This is a genomic window from Bacillus sp. FSL W8-0183, assembly GCF_038006825.1.
In the GTDB taxonomy this organism is placed as follows: domain Bacteria; phylum Bacillota; class Bacilli; order Bacillales; family Bacillaceae; genus Bacillus; species Bacillus altitudinis.
Genome location: NZ_JBBOVY010000001.1, coordinates 3,246,684 through 3,259,033, shown reverse-complemented (window position 1 = coordinate 3,259,033; position 12,350 = coordinate 3,246,684). Strand labels below are relative to the sequence as shown.

At 39.9% G+C, this 12,350-nt stretch carries 12 protein-coding genes and 1 other RNA gene; 11 read left to right on the top strand and 2 right to left on the bottom strand.

Features of this window, described 5'->3' with window-relative positions:
- Positions 1 to 99: 99 nt before the first annotated feature.
- The gene (gene smpB / locus NSQ64_RS17300; protein ID WP_008347658.1) at positions 100 to 570 is read left to right on the top strand and encodes an SsrA-binding protein SmpB; all 471 of its coding nucleotides are present in this window, start codon (positions 100 to 102) and stop codon (positions 568 to 570) included.
- A gap of 181 nt (positions 571 to 751) precedes the next feature.
- Positions 752 to 1,114: a transfer-messenger RNA gene (gene ssrA, locus NSQ64_RS17295) on the top strand.
- A 110-nt stretch (positions 1,115 to 1,224) separates the two neighbouring features.
- Here ssrA and NSQ64_RS17290 read toward each other — a convergent pair.
- Entirely contained in the window at positions 1,225 to 2,061 is an 837-nt protein-coding gene (locus NSQ64_RS17290; RefSeq protein ID WP_057079077.1) for a hypothetical protein, read from the bottom strand.
- 427 nt (positions 2,062 to 2,488) lie between these two features.
- Between NSQ64_RS17290 and NSQ64_RS17285 the strand changes: the two genes are divergently transcribed.
- On the top strand, positions 2,489 to 3,058 hold the full coding sequence (locus NSQ64_RS17285) for a hypothetical protein (RefSeq protein ID WP_268418468.1): 570 nt from the start codon (positions 2,489 to 2,491) through the stop codon (positions 3,056 to 3,058).
- A gap of 83 nt (positions 3,059 to 3,141) precedes the next feature.
- On the opposite strand, the gene NSQ64_RS17280 is transcribed toward NSQ64_RS17285, so the two are convergent.
- The gene (locus NSQ64_RS17280; RefSeq protein ID WP_341017491.1) at positions 3,142 to 3,405 is read right to left on the bottom strand and encodes a hypothetical protein; all 264 of its coding nucleotides are present in this window, start codon (positions 3,403 to 3,405) and stop codon (positions 3,142 to 3,144) included.
- A gap of 239 nt (positions 3,406 to 3,644) precedes the next feature.
- Here NSQ64_RS17280 and NSQ64_RS17275 point away from each other — a divergent pair, with 239 nt between their 5' ends.
- The 8 genes from NSQ64_RS17275 to aspA all read left to right on the top strand — a co-directional run bounded on the left by NSQ64_RS17275 (position 3,645) and on the right by aspA (position 12,341).
- Positions 3,645 to 5,243 (top strand): histidine kinase N-terminal 7TM domain-containing diguanylate cyclase, encoded by a 1,599-nt coding sequence (locus NSQ64_RS17275; RefSeq protein ID WP_073412728.1) that lies wholly within the window; start codon positions 3,645 to 3,647, stop codon positions 5,241 to 5,243.
- A gap of 254 nt (positions 5,244 to 5,497) precedes the next feature.
- On the top strand, positions 5,498 to 5,953 hold the full coding sequence (locus tag NSQ64_RS17270; RefSeq protein WP_341017488.1) for a DUF6376 family protein: 456 nt from the start codon (positions 5,498 to 5,500) through the stop codon (positions 5,951 to 5,953).
- A 97-nt stretch (positions 5,954 to 6,050) separates the two neighbouring features.
- Positions 6,051 to 6,356, top strand: coding sequence for a metal-sensing transcriptional repressor (locus NSQ64_RS17265; RefSeq protein WP_017359234.1), 306 nt, complete (start codon positions 6,051 to 6,053; stop codon positions 6,354 to 6,356).
- Positions 6,357 to 6,439: 83 nt separating this feature from the next.
- Complete coding sequence (gene copZ, locus NSQ64_RS17260; RefSeq protein WP_017368060.1) at positions 6,440 to 6,646, top strand: copper chaperone CopZ; 207 nt, start codon at positions 6,440 to 6,442, stop codon at positions 6,644 to 6,646.
- A gap of 84 nt (positions 6,647 to 6,730) precedes the next feature.
- Positions 6,731 to 9,166 carry a heavy metal translocating P-type ATPase gene (locus NSQ64_RS17255; protein ID WP_341017486.1) on the top strand — a complete coding sequence of 812 codons (2,436 nt, stop codon included), beginning with the start codon at positions 6,731 to 6,733 and terminating at the stop codon, positions 9,164 to 9,166.
- Positions 9,163 to 9,330 carry a hypothetical protein gene (locus tag NSQ64_RS17250; RefSeq protein ID WP_341017484.1) on the top strand — a complete coding sequence of 56 codons (168 nt, stop codon included), beginning with the start codon at positions 9,163 to 9,165 and terminating at the stop codon, positions 9,328 to 9,330. Before NSQ64_RS17255 ends, NSQ64_RS17250 begins: the two co-directional genes overlap by 4 nt.
- A gap of 271 nt (positions 9,331 to 9,601) precedes the next feature.
- The gene (locus tag NSQ64_RS17245; RefSeq protein WP_007500222.1) at positions 9,602 to 10,879 is read left to right on the top strand and encodes a cation:dicarboxylate symporter family transporter; all 1,278 of its coding nucleotides are present in this window, start codon (positions 9,602 to 9,604) and stop codon (positions 10,877 to 10,879) included.
- 16 nt (positions 10,880 to 10,895) lie between these two features.
- The gene (gene aspA, locus NSQ64_RS17240; RefSeq protein WP_035701391.1) at positions 10,896 to 12,341 is read left to right on the top strand and encodes an aspartate ammonia-lyase; all 1,446 of its coding nucleotides are present in this window, start codon (positions 10,896 to 10,898) and stop codon (positions 12,339 to 12,341) included.
- Positions 12,342 to 12,350 lie beyond the last annotated feature (9 nt).

Genomic DNA, 12,350 nt, shown 5'->3' with positions numbered 1-12,350 from the left:
TTTGACCACGTGGCAGCAGCATTGTCGAAAGCTGGATTGTTTGATAAAATAATCCGTACGATTTGGACCGTGTCTGTGTCAAAAGGAGGGTGTACGCCAATGCCAAAGGGAGAGGGAAAGGTTGTTTCCCAAAACAAAAAAGCCAATCATGATTATTTTATAGAAGAAACATACGAAGCCGGCCTTGTATTACAAGGAACTGAAATCAAATCCATTCGAGCAGGAAAAGTGAATTTAAAAGATTCCTTTGCCAAAATCGAACGAGGAGAAGTGTTTCTTCACAATATGCACGTGAGCCCATACGAGCAGGGGAACCGTTATAACCATGATCCGCTCAGAACGAGAAAGCTGCTTCTTCATCGCAAGCAAATCAGCAAATTGATTGGTGCGACAAAGGAAGAGGGCTACTCACTTGTTCCCATTAAACTCTATTTGAAAAATGGCTTTGCCAAAGTGCTAATTGGAGTCGGTAAAGGGAAGAAGAAATATGATAAACGTGAAGATCTGAAGAAAAAAGATGCGAAACGTGAAATCGAGCGAGCTTTCCGTGACCGGCAAAAGCAATTCTAGACGCATGCAGATGGCTTGCTGAGAGCGAAAGCATTATGCTACAATATGTTATGCAGTAAACAATCATCGTCGTCTTTTTACAGAAACCACCAGTTGTTTGGAGCGATGAGATTGTTATAATAGTCATATACGGAAGCAGTTAAGCGAAAGAACGTTTCCATCCCGTATATCCCTTTTACAAGGGGACGTTACGGATTCGACAGGGATGGTTCGAGCTTAGGCTGCGAGCCGAGAGGCGATCTCGTTAACACGCACCTAAATGTAACTGGCAAAACTAAAAGTTTTAACCAAAACTTAGCACTAGCTGCCTAATAAGCGCAGCGAGCTCTTCCTGACATCGCCTATGTGTCTGTGAGGAGCCCAATGAAGTAGGCTACGCTTACGTTTTCGTCTGAGGACGTAAGAAGAGATCCATCAGACTAGCTCTCCAAGCGCCCGTCAGCAGGCATGAGGATGAGTGAACACGAAATATGTTGACTACGCTCGTAGACGCTTAAGTAATCGATGTCTCTGGACGTGGGTTCGACTCCCACCGTCTCCATATGATTTTAAAAAAGTGTCAAAACCCATGTTAGATAGGGGTTTTGACACTTTTTAAATACGTGAAATTTTATAGTTGCAATGAACTTTTGCTATATGTTGCTGTTACAAATATTATAGGAATTCATAATTTAGTTTCAGTTGTTTATATATAAGTGAACTTCGTTCAAGAATAGCTTGATTAACAAAAGTTAAAAATTCACTCAGATTATTTTCATCTTTGGTACTAACTGTTCCTTTAAAGTGATTGCGCCAAAATTCTTTTGGTTCACTGGTTAAATCTTTTGGGTTTTCTAAAAAGCTCTGCAAAAAATTCTTCTCCACAAAATTAGGCCAAGTTTTAAAACTTAAAATCCACTTAGCAGATTCAATAATATATTTTTTATACTTAAAAGTGTTATTGTTCATTGTGTTTTCTAAAAAAATCTCAATAGAATCATTACTATTCATAAAATCATTTAAAATTACTTTAATATGGTTCAAAGTTAGATCCCAATAATCATAGGTAGATTTATAACGTTTGCTATTAAAAGGAGAAAACCAATTTTTATTATTTTTGATGGCGTATACAGGTATAAAATTACCTACTGTGTGTGTTAATTTTGCATAATCTTTAAACATAGGATTGGATAAATCATATGTCTCCTTATAAAAGGCTTTGTAAGGAGTTACAAATGAATTCATTGTTTCTCCATTTGCCTCAACAAAATCTGTTTGTTTAGTATTCCAGAATTCAAATTGATTTCCCCATAAGCGTTTGTATATTTCGAGGGTCAAAGGTAATCTATCACAATCAGATTGGGAACCATAAATGTTACCTTTATATAGAATAATATTTGCAATAGGGTTTTTTTCATCATATATTAAATTTCTTAAATCAAAAACCTCTCTTTTGAAATCATAATTTATAAATTCTTCTTCTGAAAGTTCCATTAATTCATTAAAAGTCATTCGTAAGTTCTCCTTTATGTCCACTCTTTATTTATTAGAAGATTATCTAACTTCATTTTTTAACCTCTTTATTATACTTTCATATACTTCATCTAATTCATTTCACACTTAGAATTTAAAAATTATGAAGCCATTCGGCAATGTAGCTTCTTTCTCAACTTTCAGAAGCCGTCGTATCTAGTGTCTGGAAGATAGATGCTTAGGTTGTTTCTTATAGAATTTTTTATTAGAAAATTAGGAAGAATACCTAAATATACCTATTTTTTAACCGATGATAATTTGTAGGGAAATATCACCAGATAATGTTAGGGGGACAATTTAGATAAAAGAAAAAAGTTCGAATAGACCCTACAAAGCATATGATGAAACAACTAAAGTAGTTGACGAATTAGAAAAAGTCTCAAAGGATAAGGAGTAATTCATAAAAATGAAAACAAACAAAAAGACAATCATATCAGTATTTCTTTTAGTATTTACATTGATGATGGGTACAGCATGCGGTAAAAATGAATCAGCAAACGGTTCATCATCAAACAAAGCAGCAGCAAAACAAGAAAAAATAGAAAAAATGACTGATAGCGAATATGCATCATGGTATAAGGGATATCTAAAACGGTTTGAAGAAAGAATTATGTCTTTTGTTTTATCGTTGGTTCCTTTAGACGAGGTTTACGATAAAGAATGGGCTAGTGATGTTGAGACAAAGATTGATAGTATGAGAGAATTACTCAACGATGCCAAAGACAAAGAAGTTAAAGTTCCTGATACGTATAAAAAAGTAAACGAGTACTTGGTGAAAGCGGATGACAAATTTGAATCACTTTTCAAAGATATCTTAAAAGTAATCAAGCGAGATAAAGTCAGTGATGATGATTTAAGTTTCATGAATTCTAGAATGAAAAAAGCTTTAGAAGAAGTGGATAATGCTAAAAAAGAGATGAGTAAAATGAAAGACAATAAAGCAAATGAAAAACAAAAAGATAAATCAAATTCATAATTAAGTAAAGAAAAAGACGTCTGCTTTACAAAGCTCAGTGGGTTTTAAGAATAACGAGTTTAGTTCACAAAGTAAGAAGGATGCTACATACTGTCATCCTTCTTACTTTTCATGTAAGTTCCTCGAGGAAAACGAACCAACCGAACAAACAAAGGACAAACCACAATCAACGCCATCATCATCAAAAGCCCATCCGACATGATCTCCACAAATGTTGTCTGAATCACATAAACCGCAATCAGCAGCAAATAACTCATTAAAAATAACAGCCCAGATCGTTTCTTCTGAAATGGCTTCTCTAAAAGAATCAGCATAAACAAACCTGTCATGATGATCAAAAAAGTCATCTCCTATCAAGCCTCCTTTTCATTCATCTCCACATTGTACAGATATTTCACTTGCAACAATATGCTTTATCCTTAAATTAAGTAAGAAGTAATGAATAGATGGGGCACCACGACTAGTAAAATGACGAACGCTTTCCAAAAAACCGCCAACCAAATCAAAATCACATCTTCCCATTTGAGACGTCCTCATATATAGTAAGATTAGACTAGTTCTAAATAACTGAAATTGGGGCGTTTACATGGATTCGATTGTTTTACATTTTATTGTGATCATGAGTGTTTCTGGCATTCTGTCCGTAATATTATCAATCATTGCTCATGCAAATCGCCATCGGTATATTGGCTGTCAATTGTTTATGTATATGTCTGGAGCAACTGCGATTTATATTTTTGGACATACATTTGAATTATTGGCGCGCACCCCTCAAGAAATTACATTTTGGGTTAGTTTTCAATACATAGGTCTTCCGTTTATTGCACCGTTCAGCCTGATGATTGTGCTGCAGTTTACTGGTTTCCATCAATATGTAACAAAGCGCCGCGTGCTTCTCTTCTTGTTGATTCCAATTTTAACCACCATTCTGGTGTTCACCAACTCTTTTCATTCACTCTTTTACCGAAGCATCACGATGAATACAGTAGACGGGTTTTTATTAGCTGATTTCACCATTGGTTATTGGTATATCATTCATGGGGTCTATACATTTGGCTGTTCTATGCTCGCTATTTTTATGCTGCTTTGGTTTTTACGTGTGAAGAAAGAATATTTGAAACAGGTGCTGATCTTGCTCGTTGGAATATTATTACCGATCACGACCTCTTTTATCTATTTATTAGGTGTCACGCCTTTTCACATTGACCCAGTACCAGTGGTGATGTTTTTAACCAACGCACTCTACTTATGGGCGATTATGTCTTTTCATCTCTTTAAGCTCTCTCCCATTGCGATGGAGCGTGTGTTTGAACATATGTCAGAAGGTGTTCTTCTATTGGATCGATACCGAACACTGATTGATTATAACCCTGCGGCTGCATTGATCATTCCTGTGCTCGCTAAAAAGGGAATCGGCTATAAAATCGATGATATATTCTCAGGGATCATCAAAGAGCCAGCGTTTATACAGTGGCTGCGTTCTCCGAAGGATCATTCACAGTATGATTTAATGTGGGAAAAAGAGCAGCCCTTCTATTATCATCTCACTGCTTCTTCTCTTTTTAATAGAAGAGGCGAAGTCGAGGGCAGGCAAATTGTGATCAGCGATGTTACGGAGCAGCGACTATTGCAGGAAGAGCTGGAGCGTCGAGCGTATATTGATGGTTTGACGAATATCTTCAATCGGTCTTCCTTTATTGAACGAACGCAGATGTTATTGGAAGAGGATGCGCAGGATACTGCGATATTGCTATTTGATATTGATTTCTTTAAACAAATCAATGATACGCATGGACATCATATTGGAGACGAGGCGTTGCGTCATGTTGTGTCCATTTGTCAGCAGCATTTGAAGATGGATGATTTATTTGGCCGATATGGTGGAGAAGAGTTCGCCATTTGTCTGCCGCATCATTCATTTGAAGAGGCATGTCATATTGCGGAACAGATGAGACATTCATTTGAAGTGAGTTTCTTTCAGACAGATGAGAAAAAAGTAAGAGTGACAGCAAGCTTTGGCGTCGCCCATACAGCGAATGATCCCTCTATATTAGAAACGCTTCTATTTGAGGCAGATCAAGCCTTGTATATGTCAAAACGCCAAGGACGTAATCGGATTTATGCATCAACTGGTTCGGACTATATGCTATACCAAAAGCAGGATCTTCCGCCTGCTTCTCATTGACTGTTGTCCTTCATTTAGATATGATAAACATAACATTTGAACGGTTTCCTAAAGGGGAGTAGCTTTTACGGTTTGGTCGTCATTACAGAAACATCCGTTGTTTCTCGGCCATTCCGGCATGAACATGTTAGCCAGACCTTTGCCTATCACACATGAGGCAAAGGTCTGGCTTTTTTTAAGGTCTTTTTGCATCTGTGTGGTTGGAAGCTGGACAAATGAGGGGTTTCAACATACAGATGAAAGGATGATGGATCTTGAAACAATATGTGATGGCGTTTCTATTTACCGGTACGTTTTTGTTAAGTGGATGTTCAGGACTGCTAGACCAAGTAAACGATACAACGACATATGTCACTGAGGCAAATGAGTATGTGACAGATATTCAGCAATTCACAGAGGATTTTCCACAGCTTGCGGAAGAAGCTGTACAAGATGCTGCCAAAAGAGCAGATTTGACGCAGCAGCTGGAATCATTGAAAGCAGACATTCAAGAATTTAATGAACTCACAGCCCCATCAATAGCAGAAGACCTGCATGCACAAATCATAGAGAAAAATAAAGTGCTGTCAGAGGAGATTCAAACCTATTTACAGCAATTGAAAATGGACAACTTCAATGCTGCAGCTATTTTAGAGGATCAACAAGGGCTCATGAAGCAGCTTCAGCAATCGGTCAACCTTTTGCAAGATATTGAACAACTAACAAACTAGGATAAGCAAACGGTGATCACAGCATATCTTTGCCTTTTCAGGTGAAGATATGCTTTAATTGAATGTAACACAAGTATGATAGAAAAAAGGTGATCAGATGACAGAACATGAAGAAAGACATATCGCTTCGCCTAGAGCTGAGAAGGAAAAAGAGCAATTAATCAATCGCTTAAAACGAGTGGAAGGTCAAGTGCGAGGGATTCAGCAAATGATTGAAAACGATCGTTACTGCATAGATGTCGTGAATCAAATTTCTGCTGTCAATGCAGCTTTAAAAAAAGTGAGTCTTCAATTAATGGAAAAGCATACACATCACTGCGTAGCGGATGCCATTAAGAGCGGTAATGGGGATGAAGCCATTGAGGAGTTAATGAATGTCTTCACGAAGCTGACAAAATCGTAGCAAAATGCAGATCATTTATGTTTACAATGATACCCTACTAGGGTATAGTAAAAATAGAAAATGATTGATGGAGGCGATGAGAAGTGGAACAAGCAACACTACAAGTGCAAGGCATGTCTTGCGGACATTGTGTGAAAGCAGTCGAAGGAAATGTAGGAGAATTAGCAGGTGTTGAATCTGTGAAAGTCCATTTAGATAAGGGTCAGGTGGAGGTTTCCTTTCACCCAGATCAAATCACGTTACACCAGATCTCTGATGTCATTGAAGAACAGGGATATGATGTCGTATAAAATGAGCATACGTGCTGCATAAGACAGCACGTATTTTTTTAAAAATAACAATACCCCCATGGAGTATGTGGAGAGGTGAGATAAATGAAAAAAGAAATTGATTTTCAAATTACGGGAATGACTTGCGCCGCCTGTGCAGGCCGCATTGAAAAGGGCTTGAACAGGTTGGAAGGTGTGGACGACGCCAGTGTGAACTTTGCGCTTGAAACATCCCACATTGTGTATGAAACAGAACAACTTACAGCAGAGGATCTAAAACAAAAAATTCAATCTCTTGGCTATGATGTGGTGATGGAGCAAGCCGAATTTGATATAGAGGGAATGACATGTGCGGCTTGTGCAAACCGAATTGAGAAAAAAGTCAACCGGATGGATGGTATTGATCAAGGATCAGTGAACTTTGCGCTTGAGTCACTTCAGGTGACATATCATCCAGGGAAAATATCTCCAAGTGACATAAAAGAGGCTGTGAAATCCATTGGGTATTCATTAATTGAACCAGCCGAAGAGCATGCAGAGGAAGGGAAAAAAGACCATCGCCAAGTAGCGATTGAGAAACAAACGGCACGCTTTTTGTTCTCGATGATTTTGTCATTGCCTCTTCTTTGGGCAATGGTCAGTCATTTTTCTTTCACATCGTTTATTTGGTTGCCAGAAGCGTTTATGAATCCATGGGTTCAGCTCGCATTAGCAGCGCCCGTCCAGTTCATTGTCGGCTGGCCTTTTTATGTAGGTGCTTATAAAGCGTTGAAAAATAAAAGTGCCAATATGGATGTCCTTGTGGCACTAGGGACATCTGCTGCTTTTTTCTATAGTTTATATGAAAGTATTCAATCAGCGGTTCAAGGCACACATGAAGCGGCCCTCTATTATGAAACGAGTGCTGTGCTGATTACGTTGATTGTGCTCGGAAAGTTAATGGAAGCAAGAGCGAAAGGGAGATCATCAGAAGCGATTCAAAAACTGATGGGCTTACAAGCGAAAGAAGCTGTGATAGAGCGAGATGGAAAAGAAATGACCGTTCCTATTTCTGAAGTGAAAGTGAATGATCTTGTGTTCGTCAAGCCAGGTGAAAAAGTCCCGGTAGACGGAGAAATCATCGAAGGAACAACAGCGATCGACGAATCGATGATTACAGGAGAAAGTCTGCCAGTTGATAAAACCACAGGAGATACAGTCATCGGGGCAACCATCAATAAAAATGGATTTGTGAAAGTGAAAGCAACAAAAGTAGGAAAAGAAACGGCTCTTTCACAAATCATTCGAGTCGTCGAACAAGCGCAAGGCTCAAAAGCACCAATTCAAAGAATGGCAGATCAAATTTCAGGGATATTTGTCCCCATTGTTGTAGGATTGGCTGTGCTCACTTTTCTGATTTGGTATATCTTTGTTGATCCAGGAAATGTGACATCTGCACTTGAAACCTTTATAGCGGTCATCGTCATCGCATGTCCTTGTGCGCTTGGTCTTGCTACACCGACCTCTATTATGGCAGGCAGCGGCCGGGCAGCTGAATCAGGGATTCTGTTTAAAGGCGGAGAGCATTTAGAGATAACCCAATCACTAGATACAGTAGTGCTAGATAAAACAGGGACTGTGACAAAAGGGGAGCCGAGTCTTACAGATGTGATTGCGTCTGCCAATTGGACAGAAGATACGCTGCTTCAGTTAGCAGGATCGGCAGAACAGCAGTCAGAGCATCCACTTGCCAGAGCGATCACAGAAGGCATGAAGAATCGGGGTCTCCAAGCGGTCGAGGTAGAAGCCTTTCAAGCAGATCCTGGTCATGGAATTGAAGCAAGAGCTGCAGGACATGAGCTTTTGATTGGCACACGGAAGCTCCTAAAGAAACATCATATCAGCTGCGAAGCACTAGAAGCAGTTGTGACTGAGCTTGAAGAACAAGGAAAAACGGCGATGCTCATTGCCATTGACGGCGAGCCAGCAGGTATTGTCGCCGTTGCTGATACAATCAAATCGTCTTCTTCTCAAGCGGTCGCTCGTCTCAAAGAGCAAGGGATTCACGTCGTGATGATGACAGGAGATAACAAACGCACAGCAGAAGCAATTGCGAGTGAGGCAGGCATAGATCATGTCATTGCTGAAGTTCTTCCAGAGGAAAAAGCGGCTCATATTGCAGCGCTTCAGAAACAAGGAAAAAAAGTGGCGATGGTTGGAGACGGCATCAATGATGCCCCTGCCCTTGCAACAGCAAATATCGGGATGGCTGTCGGAACAGGTACAGATGTTGCCATGGAAGCGGCAGATATTACGCTCATGACAGGAGATCTCCATGCCATTGCAGATGCACTTGAATTTAGCAGAAAAACGATGAGAAACATTAAACAGAATCTATTTTGGGCACTTGCTTACAATTGTATTGGCATACCAGTCGCCGCATTTGGGTTCCTGGCACCATGGCTTGCAGGAGCGGCAATGGCCTTTAGTTCTGTATCGGTTGTGCTGAACGCACTAAGATTACAGCGATTGAAACCTGTCAGAGAGGGTGTGGCAAAATGAAGCTGAATGTCAAATGGGTGTGGACGTTGAGTGCTGTGATTTATGTAGCCTTTGTACTGATAGGCTATGCGATTTATGTCGAACTTTCTCCTCTTCAAGAGCCGCCAGCTGATCATATGCAACATGAGACTCCATCAGAAGCGAAGTCCTCGCATTCGGTGTAAGTCCTGCGCTTCGGTGCTCGCCCTTTCTAGACTTCAATGGATTTCTATCACAAAGAGCTAACATAAAGTTCATTTTAGCTCTTCTCAACAACCTGAGACTTCGCCAAAAGCGAAGTCTTTTTTTAACAATTTTATGGAAAAACCCACCTTTTAAAAGATTTTTCATAAAAAATCCACTTCTTTTTGTTCCTTTTTGTCGTTTTTTGTAGGTTCATCGTTAAGATGCGATTAGGCAACAAAGAAAGCGTTATCAAAAAAAGGGGGTCCACGTATGAAAAAGTTAGGGTTAGCTTCTCAAATACTCATCGCACTTGTTTTGGGTGTTGTCGTAGGAGCACTATTTTATCAAAATGAAACCGTTATTAATGTGTTAACGCCGATTGGCGATATATTCATCCACTTAATTAAAATGATCGTTCTTCCAATTGTTATTGCTGCATTGATTGTAGCCGTTGCAGGTGTAGGCGATATGAAAACCATCGGAAGACTCGGTGGGAAAACGATTCTTTACTTCGAAATTGTGACAACGATTGCATTAGCAGTTGGACTGCTTGCAGCAAACGTTTTCCATCCTGGTACAGGAATTGATATGAGTAACATGGAGAAAGGCGATATCTCTAAATATGAAGAGACATCTAAGTCTTCTGCCGAAAAAGCTAGTTTCTCTGAAACGATTGTGCATCTTGTGCCAACAAACGTGTTCCAATCCATTGCAGAAGGTGATCTATTACCAACAATCTTCTTTACAGTGTTATTCGGATTAGGAATTGCAGCAGTTGGAGACAAAGGAAAACCAGTGTTAGGATTTTTTGAGGGCATCCTCGAAGCGATGTTCTGGGTGACCAATAAAGTGATGAAGTTTGCACCATTTGGTGTATTCGCGCTCATCAGTGTGACGGTGATCAAATTCGGGGTCGGAGCGCTTCTCCCGCTAGGTAAACTGGTACTTGTCGTTTACGGCACAATGGCATTCTTCGTTATTGTCGTACTTGGCATTATCGCAAAATTAGCTGGAACAAGCGTCTTTACACTATTTAGAGTGTTAAAAGAAGAAATCATTCTTGCATTCTCAACAGCAAGTTCAGAAGCTGTATTGCCTAGATTAATGGATAAAATGGAGAAGTTCGGCTGCCCGAAAGCGATCACGTCGTTCGTTATCCCAACAGGCTATACCTTTAACTTAGATGGAAGTGCCATCTATCAATCCATTGCCGCCATATTTGTTGCACAAATGTACGGCATGCCTCTTTCCATCTATGAGCAAATTACGTTACTATTAATCTTAATGCTCACATCAAAAGGAATGGCTGGTGTACCAGGTGCATCGATCGTTGTTGTGATCACAACACTTGGAGCAATGGGACTTCCACTTGAAGGACTTGCCTTCATCGTTGGGATCGACCGTATCCTTGACATGGTTCGTACAACTGTTAACGTATTTGGTAACTCACTTGCAGCCATTGTCATGTCTAAGTGGGAAAAAGTGTTTGATCAAGAGAAATCGAAGAAGTATATTGAGGAATTAAAACAACAAACAAAAGCAGCGTAAAAGGAGATCTTTTCAAATGACGAAGCTACAGGACAAGCAAGTTCGTATCGAACGAGACTTTCTAGGTGAAAAGGAAGTAGACACTCAAGCGTATTATGGAATTCAAACATTACGTGCAGTAGAGAACTTTCCAATTACTGGCTACCATGTTCATGAGGAACTCATCAAAGCATTAGGGATTGTCAAAAAGGCAGCCGCACTTGCAAATATGGATACAAAGCGACTATATGCTGGTCTTGGAGAAAAAATTGTTCAAGCCGCAGATGAGGTTATTGAAGGAAAATGGAACAATCAATTTATTGTCGATCCAATTCAAGGCGGGGCTGGCACTTCAATGAATATGAATGCCAATGAAGTCATTGCAAACAGAGCGCTTGAACTACTAGGAAAGGAAAAAGGCGCTTATACTGAGCTAAGTCCAAACACGCATGTGAACATGTCGCAGTCAACAAACGACGTTTTCCCAACAGCGATTCATATTTCAACATTGAATATGATTGAAAAACTACTTTATACGATGGAAAACATGCATCAAGTCATGACAGAAAAAGCGCAAGAATTCGATCATGTCATCAAAATGGGACGTACGCATCTTCAGGACGCTGTTCCAATCAGACTTGGTCAAGAGTTTAGTGCATATGCAAAGGTTCTTGCTCGTGATATTAAACGAATCAAGCAGTCTAGACAGCATTTATATGAAGTCAATATGGGCGCAACAGCAGTTGGAACAGGACTGAATGCTGATCCTAAATATATTCGCCAGGTAGTTGGTTATCTAGCTGACATTAGCGGATTGCCGTTAGTTGGAGCAGAAGATTTGGTCGATGCTACGCAAAATACAGATGCTTATACAGAAGTATCAGCTGCACTGAAAGTATGTATGATGAATATGTCCAAAATGGCAAACGATATTCGTTTGATGGCTTCAGGTCCTAGAGCAGGCTTTGGTGAGCTGCACTTGCCGCCGAGACAGCCAGGTTCATCTATCATGCCAGGGAAAGTCAACCCAGTGATGCCTGAGGTCATGAACCAAGTGGCATTCCAAGTCATTGGAAATGACCACACGATCTGCCTTGCATCAGAGGCTGGTCAGCTTGAACTGAACGTCATGGAGCCAGTTTTAATATTCAACTTACTACAGTCTCTCAGCATGATGAAAAATGTATTTGAATCCTTTGTCGATAACTGCTTGCGTGACCTAAAAGCAGATGAATCTAGATTAAAAGAATATGTAGAAAAGAGTGCCGGTGTCATGACGGCGGTCAATCCGCATATTGGTTATGAAGCTGCTGCACGAATTGCGAGAGAAGCGATTCTTACAGGCGTATCTGTACGTGAGCTTTGTCTGCAAAATGATGTGTTATCAGAGGAAGAGCTTGATGTCATCTTAAATCCTTTTGAAATGACGAAACCAGGTATTGCTGGTGCATCACTTTTAGAAAAGGATCGTTTAGAAGATTAAGCGGCATCA

Bases quoted from the DNA above. Each gene is read 5' to 3' on its own strand.
- smpB (WP_008347658.1), top strand. From the start codon at position 100: ATGCCAAAGGGAGAGGGAAAGGTTGTTTCCCAAAACAAAAAAGCCAAT.
- NSQ64_RS17290 (WP_057079077.1), bottom strand. From the start codon at position 2,061: ATGACTTTTAATGAATTAATGGAACTTTCAGAAGAAGAATTTATAAAT.
- NSQ64_RS17285 (WP_268418468.1), top strand. From the start codon at position 2,489: ATGAAAACAAACAAAAAGACAATCATATCAGTATTTCTTTTAGTATTT.
- NSQ64_RS17280 (WP_341017491.1), bottom strand. From the start codon at position 3,405: ATGACTTTTTTGATCATCATGACAGGTTTGTTTATGCTGATTCTTTTA.
- NSQ64_RS17275 (WP_073412728.1), top strand. From the start codon at position 3,645: ATGGATTCGATTGTTTTACATTTTATTGTGATCATGAGTGTTTCTGGC.
- NSQ64_RS17265 (WP_017359234.1), top strand. From the start codon at position 6,051: ATGACAGAACATGAAGAAAGACATATCGCTTCGCCTAGAGCTGAGAAG.
- NSQ64_RS17255 (WP_341017486.1), top strand. From the start codon at position 6,731: ATGAAAAAAGAAATTGATTTTCAAATTACGGGAATGACTTGCGCCGCC.
- NSQ64_RS17250 (WP_341017484.1), top strand. From the start codon at position 9,163: ATGAAGCTGAATGTCAAATGGGTGTGGACGTTGAGTGCTGTGATTTAT.
- NSQ64_RS17245 (WP_007500222.1), top strand. From the start codon at position 9,602: ATGAAAAAGTTAGGGTTAGCTTCTCAAATACTCATCGCACTTGTTTTG.
- aspA (WP_035701391.1), top strand. From the start codon at position 10,896: ATGACGAAGCTACAGGACAAGCAAGTTCGTATCGAACGAGACTTTCTA.